Below are 26,443 nucleotides of genomic sequence, written 5' to 3'. Positions count from 1 at the left end.
ATCGCCGTGGCGCCCTGGCGCGCGAACGCCCGCGCCACGGTGCGCGCCGAGACGTGGTGCGCCTGCGCCAACGTATCGAGCGACAGCGCCGGGTCGTCCAGATGGCGCTCGATGTAGGCCGTCATGCGCGCATGCAAGCCGCGCTCGGCGCCGGCGTCGCCAGCCATGTCCTGCTGCAGCTCGAGCGTCACGGCCAGCAGGTCGATGAGCGCGCCGCCGAAGCGTTCGGCGGCGACGGAATGCGGCTGCGCGAAGGCCGGGTTCGCCGTCTCCCGCAGCATCGCGTGCAGCGGCGCCGCGCCGGGGCGGTCCGCGGCGATGGTGCGGGCGGTGAAGTCTTCGGCCTTCGCGAAGCGCCGCAGCAGCAGCCGGCGCGGCATGCGCGCCAGGTAGACCGAGCGCGCGTCCAGCGTGCATTCGAAGGGCCGGCCGGCGTCGTAGAGCAGCATGTCGCCGCTGCGCAGCCGCCCCTGCCGCCCGCCTTGCACCAAGGTGCCCTCGCCCTCCTGCACGAACGCCAGCCACAGGTCGTCCAACGGATGCCGGCGCAGGTGGGGCGCGTCGCGCGACCAGTGATGCACCGGCGCCGACATGCGGTTGACGCTGACCGCGCCCACCTCGCGCACGTCGAGCCGCCCTTCGAACGGCTCGGCCGTCATCGCACGGCTGGCCGCGGGAATGCAGTGGCGGCACACGACGTCGTGCCAGTAGTCGAAACGCAGCGGGGTCGCAACGTCGGTCGTCAGGTAGGCCAGGCTGTTCATGACGCGGATGCTGGGGCGGATGGGGCGCGCAGGCAAGCCCCCGAGTCCACAAGGCCCGATATTTGCTAACGCAGGAAAGCCCGTTCCCGGCACGTTGGCCTCGCCGACGGGCTTGGAACACCACGCCGAACAGGGGCTGCAAGAGGCGCTACATTCATCGGCCTCATTCGACCCTGCAACTCGCCATGCTCACCGCCAACAAACTCATGCCCCAGGGCCGCGGTCTCGCGCCCGTGCTGCTCAAGCGTGCCGCCACCATCGAACTCGACTGGGACGTGCGCCAGAAAAGCCGTTTCGACGCCACCGACTCGCAGGGCCGGCAGATCGGCATCTTCCTGCCGCGCGGCACCGCGGTGCGCGGTGGCGACGTGCTGGTGGCGGAAGACGGCTCGCTGGTGCGCGTGATCGCGGCGCCGCAGCCCGTGCTGCGCATCACGCACTGCACCGCCCACGGCACGCCCTTCGACCTGACGCGCGCGGCCTACCACCTGGGCAACCGGCACGTGCCGATCGAGCTCAAGCCCGACCACCTGAAGATCGAACCCGACCACGTGCTGGCCGACATGCTGCGTTCGATGCACCTGATCGTCGTCGCCGTCGAAGAAGCCTTCGAGCCCGAAGGCGGCGCGTACGGCGCGCAAGGGCACTCGCACGGCGGCCACAGTCATGACCACGACCATGGCCATGACCACGGACATTCCCACGGCAAGAGCGGCCCGAAGCCCCTCGTGCTCGCCCCCGAACTGCTCGACGACGATCACGGCCACCCGCATTGAAATGACCCACCGCTCTTCTCGTGCGCAGGGCACCGGGTGCTTCCCGCAGCGAAATCAAGGAGGAGGGCGAAGCCCGGGGGACATTCGCGGAGGGAAGTGCCCGGTGGCCTGCGCACGCGCCCTGAACAGCGGCGCGCGCCCATAGACAAATGCCCACCCCGCACAGCCTCCTCCAGCTCATCTGGCTCGCCTCCCCCGCCCTGCCGGTCGGCGGCTTCTCGTATTCCGAAGGCGTCGAGGCCGCAGTCGAATGGGCCGGCATCCATTCCGAAGCCGGCGCCACCGAGTGGCTCTCCGACCAGCTGCACCTGAGCTTCGCGCGCGGCGACCTCGCCCTGGCCGCCCAGGCGATCACGGCCTGGCGCACGAACGACGCACAACGCATCCGCACCCTCAACGACTGGGTGCTGCACACCCGCGAATCCGCCGAGTTCTTCCTGCAGACCGAGCAGATGGGCCGCTCCTTCGTCGAGTGGCTGAAGCTGCACCATGCCGACACCGCCGAGGTCTTCGCCGGCCTGCCCGCGACCTACCCCGTGGCCTTCGCGTTCGCCGCCAGCCGCACCGAAGCCTCGGTGCAGGACGGCTGCCTGGCCTTCGCCTTCGGCTGGGCCGAGAACATGGTCGCCGCCGCCGTCAAGGCCGTGCCGCTGGGCCAGAGCGCGGGCCAGCGCATCCTGGCACGGCTCGCGAACGAAATCCCTGCGGCCGTCGACCGCGCCATGCAACTGAGCGACGACGAGCGCCAGGCCTTCGCGCCCCTGCTGGCGGTGTTGTCGGCCCGCCATGAAACACAATATTCCCGCCTCTTCCGAAGCTGACCGAACCGGACCTTTTCGCCCATGACCTCCGCCCTGCACCACATCCCGAACCGCACCAAGAAGCTCCCGCCGCTGCGCGTGGGCATCGGCGGCCCCGTCGGCTCGGGCAAGACCACCCTGCTCGAAATGCTCTGCAAGGCGATGCGCGACAAGTACGACCTGATCGCGATCACCAACGACATCTACACCAAGGAAGACCAGCGCCTGCTCACCGTGGCTGGCGCGCTGCCGGCCGAGCGCATCATGGGCGTGGAAACCGGCGGCTGCCCGCACACCGCGATCCGCGAAGACGCCTCGATCAACCTCGAGGCCATCGATCGCATGCTCGAAGACTTTCCCGATGCCGACATCGTGTTCGTCGAATCGGGCGGCGACAACCTCGCCGCCACCTTCAGCCCCGAGCTGTCGGACCTCACCATCTACGTGATCGACGTGGCGGCCGGCGAAAAGATCCCGCGCAAGGGCGGCCCCGGCATCACCAAGAGCGACCTGTTCGTCATCAACAAGACCGACCTCGCGCCCTACGTGGGTGCGAATCTCGACGTGATGGAACAGGACACTCAGCGCATGCGCCGCCAGCGCCCCTACGTGATGACCAACCTCAAGACGCTCACGGGCGTCGCTGAGGTTGTCGCCTTCATCGAAACGCGCGGCATGCTCACCGCCGCCTGATTCTTCAACCAGGGCGGCGGTGGGCGCTCAGTGCGCCACGGCCTCCGGCATCTGCCCGAACTTCCCGCTGCCGAAGTCCTTCATCGCCTGCACGATCTCGTCACGCGTGTTCATCACGAACGGGCCGTGGCCGACGATGGGTTCGTCGATCGGCTCGCCGCTGAGCAGCAGCACCACCGCGTCGTTGTTGGCGTCCAGCGTGAGCGCATCGCCCGCGCGGTCGAGCAGCACCATCTGCGCGTCGCGCACGACCGTCTCGCCGTTCACCTGCACCGTGCCGCGCAGCACCACCACCGCGGCCGTGTGGCCTTCGGGCACCGGCAGCGTCACCTGCGCGCCCTGGTTCAGGCGCAGGTCCCACACGTCGATGGGCGTGAAGGTGCGGGCCGGCCCCTTGTGGCCGAGGTAGTCGCCCGCGATCACGCGCACGCTGCCCGCGCCTTCCGGCAGCGGCACCGACGGAATCTGCGCATCCACGATGGCCTGGTAGCCCGGCGTGGCCATCTTGTCCTTGGCGGGCAGGTTGACCCACAGCTGCACCATCTCGAGCTCGCCACCGTCGCGCGTGAACGCTTCGGAATGGAACTCCTCGTGCAGGATGCCCGCGCCGGCGGTCATCCATTGCACGTCGCCGGGGCCGATGGTGCCGCCCTGCCCGGTCGAGTCGCGGTGCGACACCTCGCCCTTGTAGACGATGGTCACGGTCTCGAAGCCGCGGTGCGGGTGCTGGCCCACGCCGCGCGGCTGATCGGTCGGGGTGAAGGGGGCCGGGCCGGCGTAGTCCAGCAGCAAAAAGGGGCTGGCGTGGCGGCCCAGCGTGTCGTAGCTGAACAGCGAGCGCACGGGAAAACCGTCGCCCACCCAGTGCGGGCGCGGTGCGCTGTAGGTGCCGAGGATCTTCTTCATGGTCTGTGTTCCTTTCCATCTGGCGGCTCGCCCGGAACGGGAAAGCCATGGATCAAGGATGGGGCCGCAACGATGCTTTGAGTAGATGCCAGAATTCGCCCTCATCGTTCCATCTGGCGAACGATCAACGGCACGGAGGGCCCCAAAAAGCCATGCGCGACCTGAACGATCTCTACTACTACGCCCAGGTGGTCGACCACGGCGGTTTTGCCCCGGCCGGCCGCGCGCTCAGCGTGCCCAAGTCGAGCCTGAGCCGGCGCATCGCGCTGCTCGAGGAGCGGCTGGGCGTGCGCCTGATCCAGCGCTCCACGCGCCGCTTCAGCGTCACCGACATCGGCCGCCAGTACTACGAGCACTGCGTGGCCATGCTGGTCGAGGCCGACGCCGCGCAGGAGGCCATCGACCGCCTGCAGGCCCAGCCGCAGGGGCTGGTGCGGCTGTCGTGCCCGCCGGCGCTGGTGTACTACCAGGTGGCCGAGATGATCGCCCGCTTCATGACCGAGTGCCCGCGCGTGACCGTGCAGCTCGAGAGCACCAACCGCCGCGTCGACGTGATCCGCGAGGGCTTCGACCTCGCGCTGCGCGTGCGCTTTCCGCCGCTCGAGGACACCGACCTCGTGATGAAGGTGCTGGGCCACAGCACGCAGCGGCTGGTGGCCCACCCGCGCCTGCTCGAAGGCCTGACGGCGCCGGCCAGCCCGGCCGACATCGGCCTGCTGCCCAGCCTGGACCTCGGCCCGGCCCAGCCGCATCACACCTGGTCGCTCGAAGGCCCCGACGGCGCGAGCGCCGAGGTGCGCCACCAGCCCCGCCTGGTGACCGACGACATGGCCGCGCTGCGCCATGCCGCCCTGCAGGGCGTGGGCGTGGCCAAGATGCCGACGATGATGGTGCGCGACGACCTGCAGGCCGGCCGCCTCGTCGACGCACTGCCGCACTGGGCGCCGCGCAGCGGCATCGTGCACGCGGTGTTCCCCTCGCGCCGCGGCCTGCTGCCGTCGGTGCGCAAGCTGGTGGACTTCCTAGCGGTGGAGTATGAGGCGCTCGAAGCCCTTGAACTTTCGGGCGTATCGGCGCCGACGCGCACTTCAGCCGACTGATCCGGCGGCCACCGCCGGCGCGTACAGCGGCAGGCGCAGCGTCAGCCCGAGCACGCCGCCATCGTCCGGCGCGGAATAGATGCGCCCACCGTGGCGCCCCGCGATGCGCTCGCAGATGCGCGCGCTGGCCAGCGAGGCGGCGTCGAGTGCATCGAAGAAGCGCGCCAGCGGTGGGCGGTCGCTGTCGGCGTCGAGGTCGCGCCAGTGAACGACGGCCTGCGTGCCTTCGATGCGCGCGCGCACCTGCAGCGTCGCGCCCGCCGCCATCACGCGCGCGGCATGTGCGGCCACCTTGGCCAGCAGCTCGCGCAGCTCCGACGGAATGCCGAAGACCGGCACCGCTTCCGCGGGCAGGTGCACATCGAGGTGCAGCGATGTTGCATCGCCAGATTCAGTGCCGAGCAATGGTCGCAGGTCCTGCACGCGGCTGTCCGCCAGTTGCTGGCGCTGCTGCGTGCGGGCCTGCTGCGCGAGGCCGCGGGCTTGCACGGCCGCGCGGGCGTTGGCGACGAACAGCGCGCCCATCAGCGCGAGCACGCCGGTCAGGCCGAGGCCGATGAGCGTGGCAATGACCAGGCCTAGTGAACTGCCGTACACGGTCGACAGTCCTCAGCGCGTTTCAGGAAAGGCCGGCCGCGCGCAGCCGCTCGGGGCCTCACAGCGTGGCGGGGGCTCTTCGCGAAATCCCGGCGGTGGCCCGGGCGGAAAAAGAGGCGGCGGCAGCACGATGCAGCCCGACAGGCCGAGCGCTGCCAGTACGCCTGCGAGGTGATGAATTCGGATCATGTGAATCGATGCATGACTGGTTCGACGGCAGGGCCCGTTCGCGTGCACCGGCAGCGCCGCCGCACGCGAACGGGGGCCGGTCAGAACGCGTGGCGGATGCCGAAGTCGTAGCCCGTCGACGAACGCGGCAGGCCCGTGTAGCCCACGCCCGTGCTGCCATAGCCCGTGGTGCTGGCGGCCGTGAGGCTGCCCGTGTAGTTCGCGTCGTTGCGGTTGCTCACGCGCGCCACGGTGGCGTACAGCGCGGTGCGCTTGGACAGGTTGTGCACGTAGCCGATCGCGAGCTTGTTCGCGCGCGGGTCGTCACCCCTGATGCCCACGGCGCCTTCGTTGTAGCGCACGGTCGAGTACGACGCACGGATCAGGCCCGCACCCACCGGCATGCTCGCGCCGATCAGGTAGCCGTTGTAGCTGTCGTGGCGGTTGCCCAGCGCCGCGAGGTCGAACTTGTTCTTCACGTTCGACAGCTCGCCGAACAGCTTGACCGGTCCGAAGTCGTACGACGCACCGAGGTTGATGGTCTGCACCTTGCGCGTGAGCGTGGTGGTGTCGACCGCGACGTTCTGGCCCACCGCCAGCGCGATGTCCAGCGGCCCGTTCGCATAGCCGAAACGCCCGCCCACATAGCGGCCCGCGCTGCTGCTGGTGGCTGCCGTGGTGTCGGTCGCGCTGGTCTTCGTGTTCTCGTTCAGGCTGTACTGCAGCTGGCCATAGAAGCCGCCGAGGTTGGGCGGCAGGAAGTAGCCGACCATGTTGCTGGCGCGCACGTAGTTCGTGTTGCCCAGCGCGGTGCTGCCGCTCACCGTGTTGATCACGCTGGAGCCCGAGCCGTTGGTGCCGAACGGGTCGAACACCGTGTCGTTCCAGAACGTGGCCGTGTAGTCGCGGCCCAGCCGCACTTCGCCGAAGCCGCCCGACAGGCTGACGGTGGAGCGGCGGTTGAAGTTGGCGATGCCGGTGGCGCCGTCGTCGTTGCTGATCGGCGCCTCGAGCCAGAAGCTGGCGGCGAGCCCGCCGCCCAGGTCTTCCGTGCCGCGAAAGCCGATGCGGCTGGAGTTGTAGCCCGAGTTGGCCAGGCTCCATTGGCTCTGCTTGCTGGTGGTGCCCGTGACGGGGTTGCGCGAGGTGGCGCTCTGGTAGCTCACGCCGGCATCGACGACGCCGAACAGGGTGACCGACGATTGGGCAGAGGCCAGGCCGGTGACGGCCAGCGCGGCGAGTGCCGTGAGGGATTTCTTCATTCAGGTTTCTCCGGGGTTTTCAGCTGCTCTTCATCGAGCCGCTGACCGGATGGTCCTGTTCAAAATTGGAGGAATCTGGTGGACGCCAGCCCTCCCCTCAGGGGTGTTGTTTTGCGTTCACGCGCCGGCCGGTGCGTGAACGCTCGGCGCCGGGCAGGCTACTCGGCCGTACGCAGCGCAGGCGCCGGGGACGTCGCTGCGCGCCGCGCGTAGCGCTGTGCCAGCACCGCGCACACCATCAGCTGCATCTGGTGGAACAGCATCAGCGGCAGCACGATCGCGCCGACGGCGTGCGAGGCGAACAGCACCTTCGCCATCGGAATCCCGCTCGCCAGGCTCTTCTTGGAGCCGCAGAAGACGATGGTGATCTCGTCTTCGATGTTGAAGCCGAAGCGCCGCGCCATGAAGGTCGTCAGGCCCAGTGCCAGCGCCAGCAGCACGCCGCACACCAGCAGCAGGCCCAGCAGCGCGCTCACGGGAATCTGCTTCCAGAGCCCTTCGATCACCGCCGCGCTGAAGGCCGTGTAGACCACCAGCAGGATCGAGCCCTGGTCCACGAACTTCAGCACCGCGGCGCGCTTCTGGATCCACTTGCCGATCAACGGACGCGACAGGTGGCCGATGACGAACGGCACCAGCAGCTGCAGCAGGATGCGCCCGATCGCGTCGAGCGACGAAGACGACGCCACCGCGCCGCCTTCAGGCAACACCACCAGGCTCACCAGCACCGGCGTGATGAACACGCCCAGCAGCGTCGAGGCCGAAGCGCTGCAGATGGCGGCCGGCATGTTGCCGCGCGCCATGGCCGTGAAGGCGATGGCCGACTGCACCGTGGCCGGCAGCACGCACAGGAACAGCACGCCCGTGTACAGCTGCGGCGTCACCAGCGGCCCCAGCACAGGCCGCAGCGCAAGCCCCAGCACCGGGAACAGGATGAAGGTGCAGGCGAACACCAGCAGGTGCAGCCGCCAATGCGTGATGCCCGCGAGGATCGCCTCGCGCGACAGCTTGGCGCCGTGCAGGAAGAACAGCAGCCCGATCGCGACCGTGGTCAGGCCCTCGAAGAAATGGGCCACGCGGCCGCTGGCGGGCAGCAGGCTGGCCAGGGTGACGACCGCGACGAGCGTGAGCGTGAAGTTGTCAGGAAGAAAGCGTGAACGTGCCATGGCCTGCATTGGACCTTCCGGCCATTCAAAAGAGAAATGGATTTATCGGATGGATATATGATTTGAGCGCATGAACGTCACGCTGCGCCAACTCCGCGTCTTCCGCTCGGTGGCCGAGGGCCGCAACTTCAGCCGTGCCGGCGACCAGGTGGGCCTGAGCCAGCCGGCGGTGAGCCGGTCGATCTCGGAACTCGAAGCGCAGCTCGGCCTCAAGCTGCTGGACCGCACCACGCGCGAGGTGGTGCTGACCGAAGCCGGCCACTCGTTCGCGGCCCGGCTCGACCGCGTGCTCGACGAACTCGACCAGACCCTGCAGGACGTGGCCGGCCTGGCCAGCGCGCGCGGCGGCAAGGTGCGCGTGGCCAGCAGCCCCACGCTCTCGGCCAACCTCATGCCCGACTGCATCGCGGCCTGCGCGGTGCAGGCGCCGGGCATCCAGTTCTTGTTGCTCGACCGCATTCAGCAGGACGTGCTGGACAGCGTGCGCAGCGGCGAGGTCGACTTCGGCGTGGTGATCGAGCCCTCCGAGGCCGACGACCTGCACTGCGAGTCGATCCTCAACGACCCCTTCATGGTGGTCACGCTGCCCGGCCACCGGCTGACGGAAAAAAAGGCCTCGGTGAACTGGTCCGCGCTCGACGGCCAGCCGCTGGTGCTGCTCGATCACGCCTCGGGCAGCCGGCGCCTCATCGACCAGGCGCTGGAGCGGCACGGCGCGCGCTGCGACGTGAAGCAGCAGCTGGGCCATGCGACCACCGTGTTCCGCATGGTCGAGGCCGGCATCGGCATCAGCGTGATGCCGGGCCTGTCGCTGCCACCCGAAGGGCTGGCGCGGCTGGTGGTGCGCCCGTTGGTGCCGAACGTGCAGCGCGCGATCATGCTGATCCGGCGCCGCAACCGCGAACTGTCGCCGCTGGCGCAGCGGGTCTGGCGCATGGTGCGCGAGACGGCGGCGCTCAGTGAGGCGCCCGCGGCCCCGCCGACGAAGGCGCGCTGAAGAAGCGCTCCTGCCGCTGGCGCACGCAGAAGTCGATCAGCTCCTCGACCTCCGTGGCCTTGTCGAACACGGCGTCGGCGCCGAGCTGCGCGCACTTGCGGCGCGTCTCGGGCGTGGCGTGGTTGCTGAGCACCACCATCTTCTGTTTCGGGTCGCGGTTGCGGCAGGCCTCGAGCACGCTGAAGCCGGTGCCGTCGCCCAGGAACAGGTCGACGATGGCCAGGTCCCACAGCGCCGGGTTGCGCGTGAGCCAGCGCGTGCCTTCGGCCTCCGATTCGGCCTGGCCGACCGGATCGATGCGCGCCATCTCGCGCAGCGTGCCCGCCAGGCTGGCGCGCTGGGCGGGGTTGTCTTCGACGATGAAGGCGCGGACGGTGGTCATGGCGGGCTCTGCAAAGGGACAAGTGCAGGCTACAAAATGCGCCCGCCACAAGTCGAAGGTGTGACACCCCACCGCGCGTAGGACATCACCCGCCGGCCGCTGCGCTGGTTCAGAGCGTGAGGATGGTGCAGCCCGTGGTCTTGCGCGCCTCGAGGTCGCGGTGCGCCTGCTGCACGTCGGCCAGGGCGTAGCGCTGGTCGATCGGGATCTTCACCGCGCCGCTTTGCACCACCGCGAACAGGTCGTCGGCCATGGCTTGCGTGCGCTCGCGCGTGGCGATGTGCGTGAACAGCGTCGGGCGCGTCACGTAGAGCGAGCCCTTGGAGGCCAGCAGGCCGAGGTTGACCGGCGGCACCGGGCCCGAGCCGTTGCCGAAGATCGCCAGCAGGCCGAAGGGGCGCAGGCTGTCGATGGAGCCTTCGAAGGTGTCCTTGCCCACCGAGTCGTACACCACCTTCACGCCCTGGCCGCCGGTGATCTCCTTCACGCGCGCCGCGAAGTTCTCGGTGCTGTAGTTGATGGCGTGCGCCGCGCCGTGCGCCAGCGCGAGCTGGCACTTGGCATCGCTGCCGGCCGTGCCGATGAGCTGCAGGCCGAGCGCCTTGGCCCACTGGCAGGCGATGAGGCCGACACCGCCGGCCGCGGCATGGAACAGCACGAAGTCGCCGGGCTGCAGGCCCTCGGCCGGCAGCGTCTTCTTCAGCAGGTACTGGGCCGTGAGGCCCTTGAGCATCATGGCCGCGCCGGTCTCGAAGGAGATGTCGTCGGGCAGCTTGCACACGCACTTGGCCGGCATCACGCGCAGCTCGCAGTAGGCGCCGGGCGGTTGGCTCGCGTAGGCGGCGCGGTCGCCCACCTTCAGGTGCGTCACGCCCTCACCCACCGCCTCGACGATGCCCGAGGCTTCCATGCCCAGCTGCAGCGGCATCTGGAACGGGTACAGGCCGGTGCGCTGGTAGGTGTCGATGAAGTTCAGGCCCACGGCCTTGTGGCGGATGCGGATCTCGCCGGGGCCGGGCTCGCCCACCTCGACCTCGACGATCTTCAGTTCCTCGGGACCGCCGTGGCGGTCGATACGGACGGCTTTGCTCAACATCGTTGCTGTCTCCACGCAGGGGAAAAAAGAATGGGACGGGCATCGTGCCACGTTTGGCTTTTTCTCGACGCGGCACGGTCTCCGTGCGGGCCCGGTAGAGTCGGCGGCCATGTCGTCCGCATCGCACCACCGCCTCACGCCCCTCACCGCCCTGCTCCTCACCGTGCCGCCGCTGCTGTGGGCCGGCAACGCGGTGGTCGGCCGGCTGGTGCGCGCGCTGGTGTCGCCGCTGACGCTGAACTTCGTGCGCTGGGTGATCGCGTTCGTGCTGCTGCTGCCGCTGGCGGCCTGGGTGCTGCGCCGCGACAGCCCGCTGTGGGCGCACTGGCGGCGCTACGCACTGCTGGGCCTGCTGGGCATCGGCCTGTACAACGCTTTTCAATACCTGGCGCTGCAGACCTCCACGCCGATCAACGTCACGCTGGTGGGCTCCAGCCTGCCGCTGTGGATGCTGGCCGTGGGCACGCTGTGCTTCGGCGCGCGCGTCAGCCGGCGCGCGCTGGGCGGCGCGCTGCTGTCGATGCTGGGCGTGCTGCTGGTCCTGAGCCGCGGCGAGTGGCAGCAGCTGCTCGCGCTGCGGCTGGTGCCGGGCGACCTGTACATGATCGCGGGCACCATCGCCTGGGCCTTCTACAGCTGGCTGCTGGCGCGCACGCACGAGCCCACCAACGTGCGCAGCGACTGGGCTGCCTTCCTGATGGCGCAATTGGTCTTCGGTGTCGCGTGGTCGGGCGCGCTGGCCGCCGGCGAGTGGACGTTCACGCCCGCCCACCTCGACCTGGGCTGGCCGCTCATTGCGGCGATGCTGTTCATCGGCATCGGCCCGGCCGTGCTGGCCTACCGCTGCTGGGGCACCGGCGTGCAGCGCGCGGGCCCGCAGGCGGCGAGCATCTTCATGAACCTCACGCCGCTGTTCGCGGCCGTGCTGTCGGCGGCCTTCCTCGGCGAGGCGCCGTACTGGTACCACGGCGCCGCCTTCGTGCTGATCGTCGGCGGGATCGTGGTGTCGTCGCGGCGCTGATCAGTAAGTGCCGGGGTAGGCGCCGCCGTCTGCCAGCACGTTCTGCCCGGTCATGTAGCCCGCCTGCATGCTGCACAGGAACGCGCAGATCGCGCCGAACTCCGCCGGGTTGCCGAAGCGCTTGGCCGGGATGTTCTTCTTGCGCGCTTCCCACACGGTGTCGAAATCCTGGCCCGACTTCTGCGCCGCACCGGCCATCGTGCCCTTGAGGCGGTCGGTCTCGAAGGAGCCCGGCAGCAGGTTGTTGATGGTCACGCCCTGCGCCGCCACCGACGTGCGTGCCACACCGGCCACGAAGCCCGTGAGGCCGCTGCGCGCGCCGTTCGACAACCCCAGGATGTCGATCGGCGACTTCACCGAGCTCGACGTGATGTTCACGATGCGACCGAAGCCGCGCTTGGCCATGCCGTCCACCGTGGCCTTGATGAGCTCGATGGGCGTGAGCATGTTGGCGTCGACCGCCTTGATCCACGCCTCGCGGTCCCAGTTGCGGAAGTCGCCGGGCGGCGGACCGCCGGCGTTGGTGACGACGATGTCGAAGTCGTGGCCCAGCGCGAACACGGCCGCGCGGCCGGCTTCGGTGGTGATGTCGGCCGCCACGTGCTTGACGAACGGACCCGACGGCCCGGCCACAGCCACCAGCTGCTTGGCCGCAGCGTCGAGTGCCTCGGCGCCGCGCGCCACGATCACCACGTTGACGCCTTCGCGCACCAGCGCCTCGGCGCAGCCGTAGCCCAACCCCTTGCTCGCGCCGCACACCAGTGCGGTCCTGCCTGCAATGCCCAGATCCATGTGTTTGCTCCAGTCGATCGATCGATCGATGTTGCAAGGACGGCTAACGCCCCTTGCGTGTGAAAACGAAGATGCCCGCGATGACGAGCACCGTGCCGGCCGCGATCCACGCGGTGAACGGCTCACCCAGTATGACCACCCCCATGAGGATGGTCGACAGGGGCCCGATCATGCCGGTTTGCGCCGCAATGGCGGGGCCGATGCGTTCGATGGCCATCATCACCATGAGGACAGGCACCGCGGTGCACAGCGTGGCGTTGAGCACCGACAGCCAGATCACCTCGGGCGCCACCGCCATCGCCGCGCTCATCGGCCGCGTGAGCACGAACTGCAGGATGCACAGCACGCACGCCACGGTCGTGGCGAGCCCCACGAGCCGCAGCGACCCGAGCCGCTTGACGAACTCCCCGCTGTACACGAGGTAGCCCGCATAGCTCACGGCGCTCAGGAACACGAGGAACGCGCCCCATGCGGCCGCGCCGCCGCCCTTGCCGTCACCGCCGGTCCACAGCTCGTGGCCGAACACCAGCAGCACGCCGGCGTAGCTCACGACCATGCCGAACACCTGCGGGCGCGTCGGGCGGCGCCGGTACAGCAGCCAGCCGAAGAACAGCACCAGCGTGGGGTTGAGGTAAAGAATCAGCCGCTCGAAGCTGGCCGAGATGTAGGCCAGCCCCGCAAAGTCGAGAAAGCTCGCGAGGTAGTAGCCCGAGAAGCCAAGCCCCAGGATGCCGAGCCAGTCGCGCATCGTGAGCGCAGGCTTGCCGCGCCCGGCCCACCACGCCATCAGCGCGAACAGCGGCAGCGCGAAGAGCATGCGCAGCATGATGAGCGTGATGGCGTCGACGCCGTAGCGGTACGCCAGCTTGACGATGATGGCCTTGCCGCTGAACGCGATGGCGCCCAGCGTGGCAAGGACGAGGCCGGTGGCGTAGCCCTTGCGGGCGGCCTCGTGTCCGTGCGGGGGAATGCCGACCGATGCGGCTGTCTTGTTCATCCCCCGATCATCCCTTGATCCTCAGTAGCCTGCAGCGAGGCCGTCGCGGCGCGGGTCGCTCGCGGCCACGTAGCCTTCCACCGAAGGCTCGCCCGCGCGCCAGATGAACTGGCCGGCGCCGAAATCCTGGTAGGAGTCGTTGATCACCTCGAGGTGGTGGCCCAGGTCGCGCAGGCCCTGCAGCGTCTCGGCCTTCATGGCCGCTTCGACGTTGATCTCGAGCCCCGCGTTGAAGCGCCAGCGCGGTGCATCGCACGCGGCCTGCGGGTTCTGGCCGTAGTCGAGCATGCGCACCAGCGTCTGCATGTGACCCTGCGGCTGCATGTTGCCGCCCATCACGCCGAAGCTCATCACCGGCTGGCCGTCCTTGGTGAGGAAGGCCGGGATGATGGTGTGGAACGGGCGCTTGCCCGGTGCCACCACGTTCGGGCTCTCGGCCTTGAGGCTGAAGCCGTGGCCGCGGTTCTGCAGGCTGATGCCGAATTCCGGCTCGACGCAGCCCGAGCCGAAGCCCATGTAGTTGCTCTGGATGAAGCTCACCATCATGCCGCTCTCGTCCGCGGCCGTGAGGTAGATGGTGCCGCCCTTGACGGGGTTGCCGGCCTTGAAGTCCTGCGCCTTGTTCACGTCGATGAGTCTCGCACGCGAAGCCAGGTACGCGTCATCGAGCATTTGCGCAGGGGTCACCGTCATCGACGATGGCTCCGACACGTAGCGGTACACGTCAGCGAAGGCCAGCTTCATGGCTTCGATCTGCAGGTGCTGCGACTGCACCGAGTCGACCGGCAGCGAGGCGATGTCGAACTTCTCGAGGATGCCCAGCGCGATCAGCGCCGCGATGCCCTGGCCGTTCGGCGGGATCTCGTGCAGCGTGTGGCCGCGGTAGTCGCGCGAGATGGGCTTGACCCACTCGGGCTGGTAGGCCGCCATGTCGGCCACGGTGAGCGCGCCGCCCTGCTCCTTCGAGAACTTGGCGATGGCCTCGGCGATCTCGCCGCTGTAGTAGGCCTCGCCCTTGGTGCGGGCGATGGCCTTGAGCGCGCGGGCCGCCGCGGTGAAGCGGAACAGCTCGCCGACCTCGGGCGCGCGGCCCCAGGGCAGGAAGGCCTGCGCAAAGCCCGGCTGCGACTGCAGGATCGGCGTGGCCGCCGCCCACTTGCCTTGCACCACCGGCGGCACGAGGTAGCCGCGCTCGGCGATGTCGATGGCGGGCGCCATCAGGTCGGCGAAAGGCAGCTTGCCGAAGCGCTCGCTCATCGCGACCCAGCCGCGCACCGCGCCCGGCACCGTGACCGAGTCGATGCCGCGCATCGGCGGCGTGGCGGCGTCGGCGCCGTACTTGGCCTTGAAGTACTCCGGCGTCCAGGCCTTCGGCGCAGGGCCCGAGGCGTTGAGGCCGTGCAGTTCCTTGCCGTCCCACAGGATGCAGAAGGCGTCGCTGCCCAGGCCGTTGCTCACGGGCTCGACCAGCGTCATCACGGCGGCCGTGGCAATGGCCGCATCGACCGCGTTGCCGCCCTGCTGCAGGATGCGCAGGCCCGCCTGCGCGGCCAGCGGGTGCGAGGTCGCGACCACGTTGCGCGCGAAGACCGGGAGGCGGGTCGAGAGGTAGGGGTTGGCGTAATCAAACTTCATATGGTGCTTTCAAGGGCGACATGAACCATTCAGGAACACCGCGGAACCGGCTTTGCCGGGCCGCTGGTGTTGCCCCCGGTAGGGGGTTGGCGAAGCGACACGAAGTGCGCGCAGCCTGGGGGCGATCCGAGTCAATCGTTGGTGATCTTGCGATCGACGACGATCTTTTTCCACTTGGCGGCATCAACGGCCACCATCTTTGCGAACTGCTCGGGCGTGCCCGCGTTCGCCGGCTCGATGCCCAGGCGGGCGAGCTTGTCCTTCAGCTCCGGATCGGCCAGCGCCTCGTTGGCGGCCTTGTTCACGCGCGCCACGATGTCGGCCGGCAGGCCCTTCGGGCCGTAGAAGCCAAACCAGGTGGTCGACTCGAAGCCGGGCAGCGTGTCGGCGATGGGCGGCAGCTCGGGCGCGAGCGGGCTGCGCTTGAGCGAGGTCACGCCCAGCGCGCGCAGGCGGCCGTCGCGCACGTGCGGCATGCCGGTGGGCAGCGAGTCGAACAGCACGTCGACCTTGCCGCTGATGAGGTCGGGCACCGCCAGCGCCGTGCCGCGGTAGGGAATGTGCGTGACGAACACGCCGGCCTGCGCCTTGAAGAGCTCCGCCGTGAGCTGCACGATGGTGCCGTTGCCGCTTGATGCGTAGTTGAGCTTGCCGGGGTTTTTCTTGGCGTTGTCGATCCACTCGCGCACCGTCTTGGCGGGCGTGTTGACCGGCACCAGCATGATGCTCGGCGCGTCGCCCACGTGGGCGATGGGCGTGAAGTCGCGCACCGTGTCGTAGGGCAGCTTCGGCGTGATCGCCGGGCCGATGGCGTGCGTGCTTGTCGTCGCGAGCAGCAGCGTGTAGCCGTCGGGCGGCGCCTTGGCCGCGAGGTCGGAACCGATCGCACCGCCGGCGCCGGGCTTGTTGTCGACCACCAGCGTGGCGCCGAGCTTCTCGCCCATCTTCTGGCCCAGCGTGCGGGCAAAGAGGTCGGTGGCGCCGGCCGCCGGGAACGGCACGATCAGGCGGATGGGCCGGTTCGGGTAGTTCTGGGCCAGTGCGGGCACCGCGGCCAGCACCAGCGCAGCCGCGGCAAGCGCGGCGCGGGTGGTTCGTTTCATGGAATTCATTGTGTCCGAGGTGGTGTGTCGGGAGCGCGCCTTGTCCGACGTGGCCGCAGGATTGGACACGCGGGGCATTGAAAAGGGAAATGGATTTATCGGATAGATATATGAATCCGGCGCATCAATATTGCCACGGCCATCACGCGGCGCGCGGCCTTGCGCCCGACCATCAGAAATAGCGATGGGGTCGCATCAGCAAACGGTATTTCCTCCCGGGCGTCCTGCCGCCCGATAGTCGCGCCAGTCCACTCGACACAGAAGTGGCGCACAGGAGACCTCCCCTTGAACTTTCCCTCCCTCGAGGGCGCCGATGCCGGCGCCCTCTGCCTCAGCTCGCGCGTTCTTCGCGTGAAGCGGCACCCGCTCGGCCTGGCCCTGCTGGCGCTGGCCGGCGCGGCCTCGGCGCAGTCCTCGGTGACGCTGTTCGGCGTCATGGATGCGGGCGTCAGCCATTTCGAGACCCTCAGCGAATACCGCCCGGCGTTCGATCCGCGGCGCCCTGCCGCGGCCCTGCTGGCGGCGGGCGTGCCGCGGGTGACGCAAAGCCAGACCACGCTGTCGCGCGGCGGCTACCGCGGCAGCAGCCTGGGCTTTCGGGGCACGGAAGACCTGGGCGGCGGCCTGGCGGCGAGCTTCTGGCTGGAGTCGAACATCGGCAACGACGACGGCAAGACAGGCCTGGCCTCGTTCGCCAAGCGTTCGACGCTGAGCCTGTCGGGCGGCTTCGGCGAGCTGCGGCTGGGCCGCGACTACACGCCGATCTTTCGCAACGACTCGCTGGCCGACCCCTTCGCCGTGCAGGGCGCGGGCCTGTCGGTGATCGCGCGCGTCAACAGCGCCTCGTCCACGCTCCTGGGCGGCGCACCGGCCGGCGTGGCGGCCGGCGACAACTACGCGCGCGCCAGCAACAGCATCGGCTACTTCCTGCCGCCGGACCTCGGCGGCTTCCACGGGCAGCTCCAGTACGCCTTGCCCGAGAACGTCCGCTACAGCCCGGACGTGACGCCGACGAACGCGCGCGGGCGCTACCTGGGCGGGCGCTTCGGCTACGCCAAGGGCCCGCTCAACGTGGCGCTGGCGTTCGGTGAAGACAACAAGGACCGCCTGCCTTCGGGCGCTGCGGCCCGGTCGCCCGTCGACGCCGGCGGCGAGGACCGGCTGAAGACCCTCAGCCTGAGCGCCACCTACGACTTCGGCCCCGTCAAGCTGCTGGGCGAACTGTCGCAGCTGCGGCACCGTCGCGCGCAGGCACAGCCCTGGATGCAGGATCGCACCGACAAATACAACGGCTACCTGGTGGGTGCCACGGTGCCCGTGGGCCCGGGACTCGTCCGCGCGTCGTTCGGTCGCGTCAGCTACAAGCCCGGCGCCACCGGCCTGCCGGGAGACACCGCGCAAGGCGCCAGCGCCAGCCAATGGGCGCTGGGCTACGTGCACCACCTGTCCCGCCGCACGGCGCTGTACGCCACGTTCGCGCGCGTTCGCATCCGGGACGGCCAGAACGACAAGGCGATCGGCGCCGTGACGAGCGCCAGCGACGCGCCCTATCCGGGCTACCTGGCCACCAGCGGCTGGCGCCCGCGCGGTGCCACGGGCTACGACTTCGGCATCCGCCACATCTTCTGATCTTCATCTTCATGCGCCCCTGCACTCATTCCATGCCGACCCACGCACACACTTTTTCCCTTCGTTCACTGGTCGCCGCCGCCCTCCTCGCCCTCAGCCTCGGCGCAGGCGCGCAGGCCCAGCCCGCCGCATCGCCGCAGGCGTCGGCGATCGCGCCGCTCGTCGATGCGATGTACCCCCGGCTCGACGCCCTCTACAAGGACCTGCACGCCCACCCCGAGCTTGCTTTCAAGGAAACGCGCACCGCCGCCCTGCTCGCCGCCGAGATGCGCGCCATCGGCTTCGAGGTGACCGAGAAGGTCGGCGGCACCGGCGTCGTGGCGCTGTACCGCAACGGCCCCGGGCCGGTCGTGATGGTGCGCACCGACATGGACGGCCTCCCGATGGAAGAGAAGACCGGCTTGCCCTACGCCAGCCAGACGCGCACCGAGTGGGGTGGGCGCGACAGCTTCGTGGCCCACAGTTGCGGCCACGACATCCACATGGCCAGCTGGCTCGGCACCGCGCGCACGCTGGTCGCGCTCAAGGACCAGTGGAAAGGCACGCTGATGTTCATCGGCCAGCCCGCCGAAGAAACCGTCTCGGGCGCCAAGGCGATGCTCGCGGACGGCCTGTTCACGCGCTTTCCCAAGCCCGACGCCGCGTTCGCGCTGCACACGGCGCCCACGCCCCACGGCGCCATCGGCTACGGCATCGGCATCAGCAGTTCCAACTCCGACGCCCTGGAAATCGTCTTCAAGGGACGCGGCGGCCACGGCTCGCGGCCGCACACCACCATCGACCCGATCGTGATCGCCGCGCGCTTCGTCACCGACGTGCAGGCCGTGGTGAGCCGCGAGAAAGACCCGGCCGAATTCGGTGTCGTGACGATCGGCGCCATCCAGGGTGGCACCGCCGGCAACATCATTCCCGACACGGTCACGCTGCGCGGCACCATCCGCTCGTACAAGCCGCAGGTGCGCGAGCAGCTGCTGGCCGGCGTGCGCCGCATGGCCATGGCCGCCGCCGCGACGAGCGGCGCGCCCGAACCCGTGGTCAAGCTGGTGCCGGGCGGAGAAGCGCTGGTCAACGACGAAGCGGTCGTGACCCGCGCGGCCGCCGCGCTCAAGCAGGCGCTGGGCGCGGCGCAGGTCATCGCCTCCACGGTGCCGTCGACGGGCAGCGAAGACTTCTCGGCCTTCGTCAACGCGGGCGTGCCGTCGATGTACTTCACGATCGGCGTGCTCGATGCGCGGGACATCGCGGCCTCCGCCCAACCCGGCGGCAAGCCGCTGGCCCGCAACCATTCGCCCTTCTTCGCGCCGGTGCCCGAGCCGTCGATCAAGACCGGCGTGCACGCGATGACCGTGGCGGTGCTCAGCGCGCTGGGCAGATAGGGACGACGGCATCCCCCAAAGAAAAACGGCGCCCGAGGGCGCCGTTTGTGCGTTCAGAGAAAGCCCGTCGATCAGTCTTCGACGAAGGCCTCTTCGCGCTTCGATTTCACGGCCGGCAGCAGCACGATGATGAGCAGCAGGGCCGCGGCCGCCAGCAGGCTGGCCGAGATCGGACGCGTGACGAACACGCTCCAGTCGCCGCGCGACAGCAGCAGCGAACGGCGCAGGTTCTCTTCCATCATCGGGCCCAGGATGAAGCCCAGCAGCAGCGGCGCAGGCTCGCAACCCAGCTTGAAGAAGGTGTAGCCCACCAGGCCGAAGATGCCCACCATCCAGATGTCGAAGGTGTTGTTGTTGGTCGAGTACACGCCGATCGCGCAGAACAGAACGATCGCCGGGAACAGGAACTTGTAGGGCACCGACAGCAGCTTGATCCACATGCCGATCAGCGGCAGGTTCAGCACGATCAGCATCGCATTGCCCAGCCACATCGAGGCAATGAGGCCCCAGAACAGCTCGGGGTTGCTGGTCATCACCTGCGGGCCCGGCTGGATGTTGTGGATGGTCATCGCGCCCACCATCAGCGCCATCACGGCGTTGGGCGGAATGCCCAGCGTCAGCAGCGGAATGAAGGAGGTCTGCGCGCCGGCGTTGTTGGCCGACTCGGGAGCCGCCACGCCGCGGATGTTGCCCTTGCCGAAGGGCACTTCGCCCGGCTTCAGCTTGGTCTTCTTCTCGATCGTGTAGGCCGCGAAAGCCGCCAGCAGCGCACCGCCGCCGGGCAGGATGCCCAGGGCCGAACCCAGCGCCGTGCCGCGCAGCACGGCAGGCACCATGCGCTTGAAGTCTTCCTTGGTCGGGAACAGGCCCGAGACCTTGGCGGTGAACACTTCGCGCTCGTCGTCCGGACGCGAGAGGTTGGCAATGATTTCGCCGTAGCCGAACACGCCCATGGCGATGGCCACGAAGCCGATGCCGTCGGTGAGTTCAGGAATGTCGAAGCTGTAGCGTGCGACACCCGAGTTCACGTCGGTACCGACCAGGCCCATCAGCAGGCCCAGCACGATCATCGCGATCGCCTTGAGCAGCGAACCCGATGCCAGCACCACGGCGCCGATCAGGCCCAGGATCATCAGCGAGAAGTATTCGGCGGGGCCGAACTTGAAGGCCAGCTCGGTCAGCGGCGGTGCGAAGGCGGCAAGAATGAGCGTGCCGACGCAACCTGCGAAGAACGAGCCCAGGCCGGCCGCGGCGAGCGCCGGACCTGCACGGCCCTTGCGCGCCATCTGGTAGCCGTCGATCACGGTCACCACCGACGACGATTCGCCCGGCAGGTTCACCAGAATCGCGGTGGTCGAGCCACCGTACTGTGCGCCGTAATAAATACCGGCCAGCATGATCAGCGCCGACACAGGCGGCAGCGCATACGTGGCGGGCAGCAGCATCGCAATCGTCGCGACCGGGCCGATGCCCGGGAGCACGCCGATCAGCGTGCCCAGAATGCAGCCGACCAGGCAGTACAGCAGGTTGGTGAAGGTAAAGGCAACGCCAAAACCCATTGAGAGGTGTTCAAACAGTTCCATGTGAGCAGCTTTCTTCTCTCAACCGATGAAGGTCGGCCAGACCTGGATCTGCAGCTTCAGCGCCCAGATGAATGCAACGTAGCTGCCGATGGCCAGAACGGTGGCCAGGATCAGCACGGTGGGCAGCTTGAACTCGTGGCCCGCGAGGCTGGCGATGATCACGAGCGCGTAGATCGCGATGATCATGCCCATGGCCGGCACGCCGATGCTCGGCAGGCCGCCGAGCAGCACGCCGAAGGCGAGGTTGGCACCCAGGATGAACACCACTTGCTTCCAGGCCCACTTGCCGATTTTTTCGCCATCGGTCGTTTCAACGGTGAGCCCGCTGAACATGATGCCCAGGCCGATCAGCGCCATCAGGATGCCCAGCATGAGCGGGAAGTAACCCGGACCCATGCGGGCGCCGCTGCCCACGCTGTAGGTGGTGGCGCCCCATGCGAACGCCACGCCCACGACGGTGAACATCAGTCCCGAGAAAAAGTCTTTCTGACTTTTGATTTTCACGAACAGTCTCCTCGAACAATTTCGATGCGGGATTGTCGAGTCAGCCTCCGGTCAGGCCGATGTGGATTCCACTAACCAAAGGACTAGGGATAACCCGAAATGACTCATGGGATCCCCTTCAAGAAACACCGCGGAACCGGCTTTGCCGGGCCGCTGGTGTTGCCCCCGGCGAGGGGGTTGGCGTAGCGACACGAAGTGCGCGAAGCCTGGGGGAGGACCTATTCCAGAGGAGGCGTTGCGCTGAGCACTTCTTCGATGGTCGTCACGCCCTCGGCCACGCGCAACGCACCGGCCAGGCGCAGCGGCCGCATGCCGTCGATCACGGCCTGGCGCCGCAGGCCCGTGAGGTTGGGCTCCTTGGTGACCTGGTCCTTGAACGGCTCGGTCACGCTCAGCAGTTCGTACAGGCCCATGCGGCCCATGTAGCCGGTCATGCGGCAATCGACGCAGCCCACCGGCTTGTAGGCGCGCACAGGGCCGGTGATCTGCCACGGCTTGACGATGGCCTCGAGGCTCTCGCGCGTGACCGCGTCGTCGGGCTGCTTGCAATGCGGGCACAGCGTGCGCACGAGGCGCTGCGCGAGCACGCCCAGCATCACGGCGGTGATGAGGTACGAGGGCACGCCCAGCTCCATCATCCGCGTGATGGCGCTGGGTGCGTCGTTGGTGTGCAGCGTGCTGAACACGAGGTGACCGGTGAGCGCGGCCTGCACCGCCATCTCGGCGGTGGCGAGGTCGCGGATTTCGCCGACCATGATGATGTCGGGGTCCTGCCGCATCAGCGCGCGCAGGCCCTCGGTGAAACCGAAGTCCAGCTGCGGCTGCACCTGCGTCTGGTTGAACGAAGGCTCGATCATTTCGATCGGGTCTTCGACCGTGCTCACGTTGACCTCTTCGGTCGCCACGCGCTTGAGCGTGGAGTACAGCGTGGTGGTCTTGCCCGAGCCCGTGGGCCCGGTCACCAGGATGATGCCGTTGGGCCGCGTGACGAGCTGTTCCCAGCGCTGCGCGTCGTGCTGCGCGAAGCCCAGCGCGTCGAGGTCCTTCACCGCGGTGTCGGGGTCGAAGATGCGCATCACCATCTTCTCGCCGAAGGCGGTCGGCAAGGTCGACAGGCGCATTTCGATTTCGTCGCCGCGCATGTTGCGGGTCTTGATGCGGCCGTCGAGCGGACGGCGCTTCTCGACCACGTCCATGCGGCCCAGGAGCTTGATGCGCGCGACCATCGCGTTCATCACGCCCATGGGCATCTGGTAGGCCGGGTGCAGGATGCCGTCGATGCGAAAGCGGATCACGCCCTGCTCGCGGCGCGGCTCCAGGTGGATGTCGCTGGCGCGCTGGTCGAAGGCGTACTGCCACAGCCAGTCGACCACCTGCACCACGCTCTGGTCATTCGCGTCGAGCTGCTTGGTGCTCTTGCCCAGTTCGACCAGTTGCTCGAAGCTCGCGCCGCCGGTGTTGCCGCCGGCCTTCTGCGCGGCGCGCACCGACTTGGCGAGCGCAAAGAACTCGGCCGTGTAGCGCTGGATGTCCGACGGGTTGGCCACCACGCGGCGCACGGTGCGCTTGGACTGGCGCTCGACCTCGGCGATCCAGTCGATGAGGAACGGTTCGGCCGTGGCCACCACCACCTCGTTCGGCAGCACCTGCACGGGCAGCACCTTGTGGCGCTCGGCGTAGCCGGCGCTCATGGTGTCGGCCACCTTGCCCACGTCGACCTTGAGCGGATCGATGCGCAGGTAGGCCAGGCCGGCGCGGCCGGCGAGCCACTGCGTGAGGGCTTCGAGGTCGAGCGGCTTGCCGTCGGCCTCGCGCGTCATGGCCACGTTGGCCAGGCGCACCAGCGGCGCCTGCCGGCTCTCGGCCTGGGCGCAGCGCGCGATGGTGCGCTTGGCCTCCATCGGCGAGATCACGCCGTCGGTGGCGAGCCATTCGATCAGGCGACGCAGGTCGAGCGGACCTTCGTGGCGGGCAGCGGAGGCGGAAGCGGCGGCGGGTACAGCGCTCATGAACCGGAGGTCAGGTGATCAGGTGGTGAGGGAAAGCGTCATCGGCTTGAACACCCGCAGCCATTTCGGCGCGGGCAGGCCCCAGCGAGTCTGGATGGTTTGGGCGCGCTCGGCAAGCACCTCGCGCTTCGGGCGCGACGCCGTGCGCTGGGCCAGCACCACCGTGTTGCCTTCGCGCGTCGGCTTGAAGGCCCAGACCGCGTCGGCGCCGAAAGCGGCGGCGATTTTCTCGAGGCTGCGCTCGTAGCTCGACGAGCGGCCGAAGAGGTTGACCGTCATGCAGCCGTCGTCGGTGAGCAGCGCGCGGCAGTCGGCATAGAAGGCTTCGCTGTCGAGCACCGGCGCGGCGGCCTCGTGGTCGTACAGGTCGACCTGCAGTGCGTCGACCGTGCCCTGCCATTCGGGCTTGCGGATTTCCTCGGCCGCATCGGCGATCACCACGCGCAGCTTCAGGTCGTCGGCCGGCAGCTTGAACCAGCCGCGGCAGGCCGACACCACCTGCGGGTTCAGCTCGACCGCGGTGGTGCGCATGCGCAGCGTCTTGCGGCTGAACTTGGTGAGCGTGGCCGCGCCTAGGCCGAGTTGCATCGCGTGGCGGTTGCCCACGCCCTTGCTGTCGACGAACAGCAGCCAGGCCATCATGCGCTGCACGTACTCGAGCTCGATCTCGAAGGGCGCGTCGAGCTTCATCGAGCCCTGGACCCATTCGGTGCCCAGGTGCAGGTAGCGGATGTCGCCCCAGTCGGAAAAATTGACTTCGGGCAGGACGAGGGTTTTCTTGGAAGAAGCGGAAGAAGCCATCAGAGAAGGTGGTGGGCAACGAAGACCTCGCGCCAGGCCGCGAGCTTGCGCTCGAAGGACCATGACGCGTTGGCGGGGCTGGTGGATGGCAGCGAATACACCGGCACCCCGAGGGTGCGCGTGTGGCGTGCGTGCTTGAAGCTCTCGCCGCCGTTGTGGGCGATGGCGGCGAGCTTCGGCAGTTGCAGGCCGGCGATGTCGTTCACGACCGGCGAGCGGATCGCGGTGTCGAGGCTGCCCTCGCGCTCGCAGGCGCCGTACACGTCCCACACGCCGAGGCCGCGATCGAGCAGCCAGTCGCAGCGCGCGCGGTAGCTGTCTGCGCCCGTCGGAAGCAGGGGGTCGGGCCAGAGGGCTTGCAAGATCTTCCAGAACTGATTTTGGGGATGCGCATAGTACTGCTGCCGCTCGAGCGACTTGACGCCCGGGAAGCTGCCGAGGATGAGCACACGGGTGTTCGGCGAGACGATGGGTGCAAGGCCGGTCAGCACCGCGCCGGCGCTGGCGGCAACGGTCGGGGACGGGACGGCGGTCGGTTTCATGGGCGGTATCTTGGCATTGCCACGCGGCGGGCCTGAACGCCCATGAAAAAACCCGCCGAAGCGGGTTCTTTCGAGAACGGGGCCGAAGCCCCGATGGAGGGAGCCGCTTACGGCTTCTTGGCCGCTTCGTTCTCGGCCGTGCCCGGCACCTTCTCGCCGATCGCCTTGCCGGCGCTGCGCATGCCGTCGGCCGTCTTGTGGCCGGCCGTTTCCACGGCGTCGCCGGTCTTCACGGCCGCCTTCTTGGTGGCGGTGGTGGCCTTCTTGGTGGTGTTCTTGGTCGCGTTCCAGGCCTTCTTGGTGCCGCGCTCGGTGGCGTTGGCTGCCTTCTTGGTGCCGCTCTTGGTGGCATCCCAGGCCTTCTCGGCGCCGCTTTCGGTCGCGTTCACGGCCTTCTTGGTCGTGCTCTTGGTGGCGTCCCAGGCCTTTTCGGTACCGCGTGCGGTCGCATCGACGGCGTCCTTGCCGGCTTCCTTCACCTTCTCGGTGGTCGTGGGCTCGGCCGCGGTGGTCTGCGCGATGGCCGACACACCGATGGAGGCCAGCGCCAGTGCGAGCGCGACGGGCAGGGTACGAACAAAAGATGTGGTCATGAAAGACTCCTTTTTTGAGTGAAGTGCGGAGTGACGACAGTGCCACTGGACAACCAACGTCACTTCGAACTTCAAGGATGACAGCAAAAACGGCCCGATGGCCTGCGCTGGCGCAACTCGGGAACTTGGCCTACGCGGCGGGCGGACGCCCCTCCGACACGTTCAGCAGACTTTGGAGCTTCGGCAGGGCTGCCACCGCATTGCGCGTGGTGTTTTCAGCCAGCGACGCGATGTCGATGCCCCGCAGCTGCGCGACCACTTCGGCGATGCGCGGCAGCTCGCCGGGCTCGTTGCGGCCCTGCGCCTGGCCCGCCTCGCGCTGCGCCTGCGTGCGGTACAGCCAGTGCGGCTGGATGTCGGGCGCGTCGGTTTCCATCACCAGCGCGTCCATCGGCAGGGTGGCCGCGAGGCGGCGCAGCTGCAGCGCGCGCTCGAAGGTCACGGCGCCGCCGAAGCCCAGCTTCAGGCCGATCTCGATGCAGGCCTGCGCCTGCTGCTCGCTGCCGTTGAACGCGTGGGCGATGCCGTGCCAGGGCCGTCCGCCCGCGGTCTGGCGCAGATGCTTGAGCACCTTGTCGACCGAGCGCCGCACATGGATGAGAACCGGCAGCCCGTGCTTGCGCGCCAGTTGCAACTGAGTGTGAAAGAAGCGTTCCTGTCTATCGGCGTCCAAGCCTTCGACGAAGTAGTCGAGCCCGATCTCGCCGACCGCCACCAGGCGCGGGTCGTCGCGCCGCGCGTGCAGTTCGGCGTCGAGCGTCTGCAGGTCCGCATCGCTCGCCTGCCCCGTGCACAGCGGGTGGATGCCCAGCGCGTAGGCGTCGCCCTGCGCGTGGGCCAGCGCGCGCACGGTGGCGAAGTTGAAGGCCGCCACGGCCGGAATGACGCACAGCACCACGCCCTGCGCCGCCGCGCGGGCGCGGATGACGGGCATCTCGGCACCGAATTCGGGCGCATCGAGGTGACAGTGGGTATCGACAAACGCAGCCATCGCGCGATGATGCCCGAAGGGATGCACAGGCGCGGAAAGCGTGCTACTGTGAACTCCTTCACGCGTCCTTTTTTGCCGGAGGTGCTCCGATGCGCAGGCCCGCTTTCTACAGCCGCTCGCCCCGCACGCTGCCGCCGGCCGCAGCACCGGCGGCCGGGTC

At 68.6% G+C, this 26,443-nt stretch carries 26 protein-coding genes; 8 read left to right on the top strand and 18 right to left on the bottom strand.

The window, feature by feature from the left end:
• On the bottom strand, positions 1–764 hold a 764-nt coding region (locus VBO01S_RS22240; protein ID WP_157627422.1), incomplete at its 3' end, for a cupin domain-containing protein.
• A 185-nt stretch (positions 765–949) separates the two neighbouring features.
• Here VBO01S_RS22240 and ureE point away from each other — a divergent pair.
• From ureE to ureG, 3 genes are all read left to right on the top strand, one after another.
• Positions 950–1,540 (top strand): urease accessory protein UreE, encoded by a 591-nt coding sequence (gene ureE, locus VBO01S_RS22235; RefSeq protein ID WP_062479454.1) that lies wholly within the window; start codon positions 950–952, stop codon positions 1,538–1,540.
• 149 nt (positions 1,541–1,689) lie between these two features.
• The gene (locus VBO01S_RS22230; protein ID WP_062479451.1) at positions 1,690–2,361 is read left to right on the top strand and encodes an urease accessory protein UreF; all 672 of its coding nucleotides are present in this window, start codon (positions 1,690–1,692) and stop codon (positions 2,359–2,361) included.
• Between the two features lie 21 nt (positions 2,362–2,382).
• Positions 2,383–3,033 carry an urease accessory protein UreG gene (ureG, locus tag VBO01S_RS22225; protein WP_062479449.1) on the top strand — a complete coding sequence of 217 codons (651 nt, stop codon included), beginning with the start codon at positions 2,383–2,385 and terminating at the stop codon, positions 3,031–3,033.
• Positions 3,034–3,060: 27 nt separating this feature from the next.
• Here ureG and VBO01S_RS22220 read toward each other — a convergent pair whose 3' ends face one another.
• Entirely contained in the window at positions 3,061–3,939 is an 879-nt protein-coding gene (locus VBO01S_RS22220) for a pirin family protein (protein ID WP_062479445.1), read from the bottom strand.
• A 152-nt stretch (positions 3,940–4,091) separates the two neighbouring features.
• Between VBO01S_RS22220 and VBO01S_RS22215 the strand changes: the two genes are divergently transcribed.
• Entirely contained in the window at positions 4,092–5,039 is a 948-nt protein-coding gene (locus VBO01S_RS22215) for a LysR family transcriptional regulator (RefSeq protein WP_062479443.1), read from the top strand.
• On the opposite strand, the gene VBO01S_RS22210 is transcribed toward VBO01S_RS22215, so the two are convergent.
• The 3 genes from VBO01S_RS22210 to VBO01S_RS22200 all read right to left on the bottom strand — a co-directional run bounded on the left by VBO01S_RS22210 (position 5,028) and on the right by VBO01S_RS22200 (position 8,232).
• The gene (locus VBO01S_RS22210) at positions 5,028–5,636 is read right to left on the bottom strand and encodes a sensor histidine kinase (protein WP_062479441.1); all 609 of its coding nucleotides are present in this window, start codon (positions 5,634–5,636) and stop codon (positions 5,028–5,030) included. The two genes, VBO01S_RS22215 and VBO01S_RS22210, sit on opposite strands and share 12 nt — an antisense overlap.
• 269 nt (positions 5,637–5,905) lie before the next feature.
• Positions 5,906–7,066 (bottom strand): porin, encoded by a 1,161-nt coding sequence (locus VBO01S_RS22205; protein WP_062479438.1) that lies wholly within the window; start codon positions 7,064–7,066, stop codon positions 5,906–5,908.
• Positions 7,067–7,224: 158 nt separating this feature from the next.
• Positions 7,225–8,232, bottom strand: a complete 1,008-nt coding sequence (locus VBO01S_RS22200) for a bile acid:sodium symporter family protein (RefSeq protein ID WP_062479471.1) — start codon at positions 8,230–8,232, stop codon at positions 7,225–7,227.
• Positions 8,233–8,302: 70 nt separating this feature from the next.
• Between VBO01S_RS22200 and VBO01S_RS22195 the strand changes: the two genes are divergently transcribed.
• Positions 8,303–9,229 (top strand): LysR family transcriptional regulator, encoded by a 927-nt coding sequence (locus tag VBO01S_RS22195; RefSeq protein ID WP_062479435.1) that lies wholly within the window; start codon positions 8,303–8,305, stop codon positions 9,227–9,229.
• Here the strand turns inward: VBO01S_RS22195 and VBO01S_RS22190 are convergent.
• On the bottom strand, positions 9,189–9,611 hold the full coding sequence (locus VBO01S_RS22190; protein WP_062479432.1) for a response regulator: 423 nt from the start codon (positions 9,609–9,611) through the stop codon (positions 9,189–9,191). The genes VBO01S_RS22195 and VBO01S_RS22190 overlap by 41 nt on opposite strands.
• Before the next feature lie 109 nt (positions 9,612–9,720).
• Positions 9,721–10,707 (bottom strand): quinone oxidoreductase family protein, encoded by a 987-nt coding sequence (locus VBO01S_RS22185; RefSeq protein ID WP_082818233.1) that lies wholly within the window; start codon positions 10,705–10,707, stop codon positions 9,721–9,723.
• A 109-nt stretch (positions 10,708–10,816) separates the two neighbouring features.
• On the opposite strand from VBO01S_RS22185, the gene VBO01S_RS22180 reads away from it, so the two are divergent.
• Positions 10,817–11,728 (top strand): DMT family transporter, encoded by a 912-nt coding sequence (locus tag VBO01S_RS22180; protein ID WP_062479429.1) that lies wholly within the window; start codon positions 10,817–10,819, stop codon positions 11,726–11,728.
• On the opposite strand, the gene VBO01S_RS22175 is transcribed toward VBO01S_RS22180, so the two are convergent.
• The 4 genes from VBO01S_RS22175 to VBO01S_RS22160 form a co-directional block, all read right to left on the bottom strand.
• Positions 11,729–12,520 carry an SDR family oxidoreductase gene (locus VBO01S_RS22175; RefSeq protein WP_062479426.1) on the bottom strand — a complete coding sequence of 264 codons (792 nt, stop codon included), beginning with the start codon at positions 12,518–12,520 and terminating at the stop codon, positions 11,729–11,731.
• 43 nt (positions 12,521–12,563) lie between these two features.
• Positions 12,564–13,517: a DMT family transporter gene (locus VBO01S_RS22170; protein ID WP_062479423.1), complete on the bottom strand. Its 954-nt coding sequence runs from the start codon at positions 13,515–13,517 to the stop codon at positions 12,564–12,566.
• 21 nt (positions 13,518–13,538) lie between these two features.
• The gene (locus VBO01S_RS22165; RefSeq protein ID WP_062479421.1) at positions 13,539–15,152 is read right to left on the bottom strand and encodes a gamma-glutamyltransferase family protein; all 1,614 of its coding nucleotides are present in this window, start codon (positions 15,150–15,152) and stop codon (positions 13,539–13,541) included.
• A 131-nt stretch (positions 15,153–15,283) separates the two neighbouring features.
• Positions 15,284–16,255, bottom strand: coding sequence for a tripartite tricarboxylate transporter substrate binding protein (locus VBO01S_RS22160; RefSeq protein ID WP_062479418.1), 972 nt, complete (start codon positions 16,253–16,255; stop codon positions 15,284–15,286).
• Between the two features lie 351 nt (positions 16,256–16,606).
• On the opposite strand from VBO01S_RS22160, the gene VBO01S_RS22155 reads away from it, so the two are divergent.
• Together VBO01S_RS22155 and VBO01S_RS22150 are read left to right on the top strand one after the other, a co-directional pair.
• On the top strand, positions 16,607–17,884 hold the full coding sequence (locus VBO01S_RS22155) for a porin (RefSeq protein ID WP_062479464.1): 1,278 nt from the start codon (positions 16,607–16,609) through the stop codon (positions 17,882–17,884).
• A 32-nt stretch (positions 17,885–17,916) separates the two neighbouring features.
• Positions 17,917–19,260 carry an amidohydrolase gene (locus tag VBO01S_RS22150; RefSeq protein ID WP_157627421.1) on the top strand — a complete coding sequence of 448 codons (1,344 nt, stop codon included), beginning with the start codon at positions 17,917–17,919 and terminating at the stop codon, positions 19,258–19,260.
• Between the two features lie 71 nt (positions 19,261–19,331).
• Here the strand turns inward: VBO01S_RS22150 and VBO01S_RS22145 are convergent, their stop codons facing one another.
• The 7 genes from VBO01S_RS22145 to VBO01S_RS22115 all read right to left on the bottom strand — a co-directional run bounded on the left by VBO01S_RS22145 (position 19,332) and on the right by VBO01S_RS22115 (position 26,283).
• The gene (locus tag VBO01S_RS22145; RefSeq protein ID WP_062479412.1) at positions 19,332–20,843 is read right to left on the bottom strand and encodes a tripartite tricarboxylate transporter permease; all 1,512 of its coding nucleotides are present in this window, start codon (positions 20,841–20,843) and stop codon (positions 19,332–19,334) included.
• An 18-nt stretch (positions 20,844–20,861) separates the two neighbouring features.
• Entirely contained in the window at positions 20,862–21,347 is a 486-nt protein-coding gene (locus VBO01S_RS22140) for a tripartite tricarboxylate transporter TctB family protein (RefSeq protein ID WP_062479410.1), read from the bottom strand.
• A 218-nt stretch (positions 21,348–21,565) separates the two neighbouring features.
• Positions 21,566–23,356 (bottom strand): type IV pilus assembly ATPase TfpB, encoded by a 1,791-nt coding sequence (gene tfpB, locus VBO01S_RS22135; RefSeq protein WP_062479407.1) that lies wholly within the window; start codon positions 23,354–23,356, stop codon positions 21,566–21,568.
• Between the two features lie 18 nt (positions 23,357–23,374).
• A complete protein-coding gene (locus VBO01S_RS22130; RefSeq protein ID WP_062479405.1) occupies positions 23,375–24,157 on the bottom strand; it encodes a class I SAM-dependent methyltransferase in 783 nt (260 codons plus the stop codon).
• A complete protein-coding gene (locus VBO01S_RS22125; protein WP_062479402.1) occupies positions 24,157–24,699 on the bottom strand; it encodes a DNA-deoxyinosine glycosylase in 543 nt (180 codons plus the stop codon). Before VBO01S_RS22125 ends, VBO01S_RS22130 begins: the two co-directional genes overlap by 1 nt.
• Positions 24,700–24,806: 107 nt before the next feature.
• Positions 24,807–25,292 (bottom strand): hypothetical protein, encoded by a 486-nt coding sequence (locus VBO01S_RS22120; RefSeq protein WP_062479399.1) that lies wholly within the window; start codon positions 25,290–25,292, stop codon positions 24,807–24,809.
• A 130-nt stretch (positions 25,293–25,422) separates the two neighbouring features.
• Entirely contained in the window at positions 25,423–26,283 is an 861-nt protein-coding gene (locus VBO01S_RS22115) for a TatD family hydrolase (protein WP_062479462.1), read from the bottom strand.
• Positions 26,284–26,443: the final 160 nt, after the last annotated feature.

The organism is Variovorax boronicumulans NBRC 103145 (genome assembly GCF_001591345.1).
GTDB classification, from domain to species: Bacteria; Pseudomonadota; Gammaproteobacteria; order Burkholderiales; family Burkholderiaceae_C; genus Variovorax; species Variovorax boronicumulans.
Note: the sequence above shows the minus strand (reverse complement) of the source record. Positions and strands in the feature narration are given on the sequence as shown.

Bases quoted from the DNA above. Each gene is read 5' to 3' on its own strand.
- ureE (WP_062479454.1), top strand. From the start codon at position 950: ATGCTCACCGCCAACAAACTCATGCCCCAGGGCCGCGGTCTCGCGCCC.
- VBO01S_RS22230 (WP_062479451.1), top strand. From the start codon at position 1,690: ATGCCCACCCCGCACAGCCTCCTCCAGCTCATCTGGCTCGCCTCCCCC.
- ureG (WP_062479449.1), top strand. From the start codon at position 2,383: ATGACCTCCGCCCTGCACCACATCCCGAACCGCACCAAGAAGCTCCCG.
- VBO01S_RS22220 (WP_062479445.1), bottom strand. From the start codon at position 3,939: ATGAAGAAGATCCTCGGCACCTACAGCGCACCGCGCCCGCACTGGGTG.
- VBO01S_RS22215 (WP_062479443.1), top strand. From the start codon at position 4,092: ATGCGCGACCTGAACGATCTCTACTACTACGCCCAGGTGGTCGACCAC.
- VBO01S_RS22205 (WP_062479438.1), bottom strand. From the start codon at position 7,066: ATGAAGAAATCCCTCACGGCACTCGCCGCGCTGGCCGTCACCGGCCTG.
- VBO01S_RS22200 (WP_062479471.1), bottom strand. From the start codon at position 8,232: ATGGCACGTTCACGCTTTCTTCCTGACAACTTCACGCTCACGCTCGTC.
- VBO01S_RS22195 (WP_062479435.1), top strand. From the start codon at position 8,303: ATGAACGTCACGCTGCGCCAACTCCGCGTCTTCCGCTCGGTGGCCGAG.
- VBO01S_RS22190 (WP_062479432.1), bottom strand. From the start codon at position 9,611: ATGACCACCGTCCGCGCCTTCATCGTCGAAGACAACCCCGCCCAGCGC.
- VBO01S_RS22185 (WP_082818233.1), bottom strand. From the start codon at position 10,707: ATGTTGAGCAAAGCCGTCCGTATCGACCGCCACGGCGGTCCCGAGGAA.
- VBO01S_RS22180 (WP_062479429.1), top strand. From the start codon at position 10,817: ATGTCGTCCGCATCGCACCACCGCCTCACGCCCCTCACCGCCCTGCTC.
- VBO01S_RS22175 (WP_062479426.1), bottom strand. From the start codon at position 12,520: ATGGATCTGGGCATTGCAGGCAGGACCGCACTGGTGTGCGGCGCGAGC.
- VBO01S_RS22170 (WP_062479423.1), bottom strand. From the start codon at position 13,517: ATGAACAAGACAGCCGCATCGGTCGGCATTCCCCCGCACGGACACGAG.
- VBO01S_RS22165 (WP_062479421.1), bottom strand. From the start codon at position 15,152: ATGAAGTTTGATTACGCCAACCCCTACCTCTCGACCCGCCTCCCGGTC.
- VBO01S_RS22160 (WP_062479418.1), bottom strand. From the start codon at position 16,255: ATGAAACGAACCACCCGCGCCGCGCTTGCCGCGGCTGCGCTGGTGCTG.
- VBO01S_RS22150 (WP_157627421.1), top strand. From the start codon at position 17,917: ATGCCGACCCACGCACACACTTTTTCCCTTCGTTCACTGGTCGCCGCC.
- VBO01S_RS22145 (WP_062479412.1), bottom strand. From the start codon at position 20,843: ATGGAACTGTTTGAACACCTCTCAATGGGTTTTGGCGTTGCCTTTACC.
- tfpB (WP_062479407.1), bottom strand. From the start codon at position 23,356: ATGAGCGCTGTACCCGCCGCCGCTTCCGCCTCCGCTGCCCGCCACGAA.
- VBO01S_RS22130 (WP_062479405.1), bottom strand. From the start codon at position 24,157: ATGGCTTCTTCCGCTTCTTCCAAGAAAACCCTCGTCCTGCCCGAAGTC.
- VBO01S_RS22125 (WP_062479402.1), bottom strand. From the start codon at position 24,699: ATGAAACCGACCGCCGTCCCGTCCCCGACCGTTGCCGCCAGCGCCGGC.
- VBO01S_RS22120 (WP_062479399.1), bottom strand. From the start codon at position 25,292: ATGACCACATCTTTTGTTCGTACCCTGCCCGTCGCGCTCGCACTGGCG.
- VBO01S_RS22115 (WP_062479462.1), bottom strand. From the start codon at position 26,283: ATGGCTGCGTTTGTCGATACCCACTGTCACCTCGATGCGCCCGAATTC.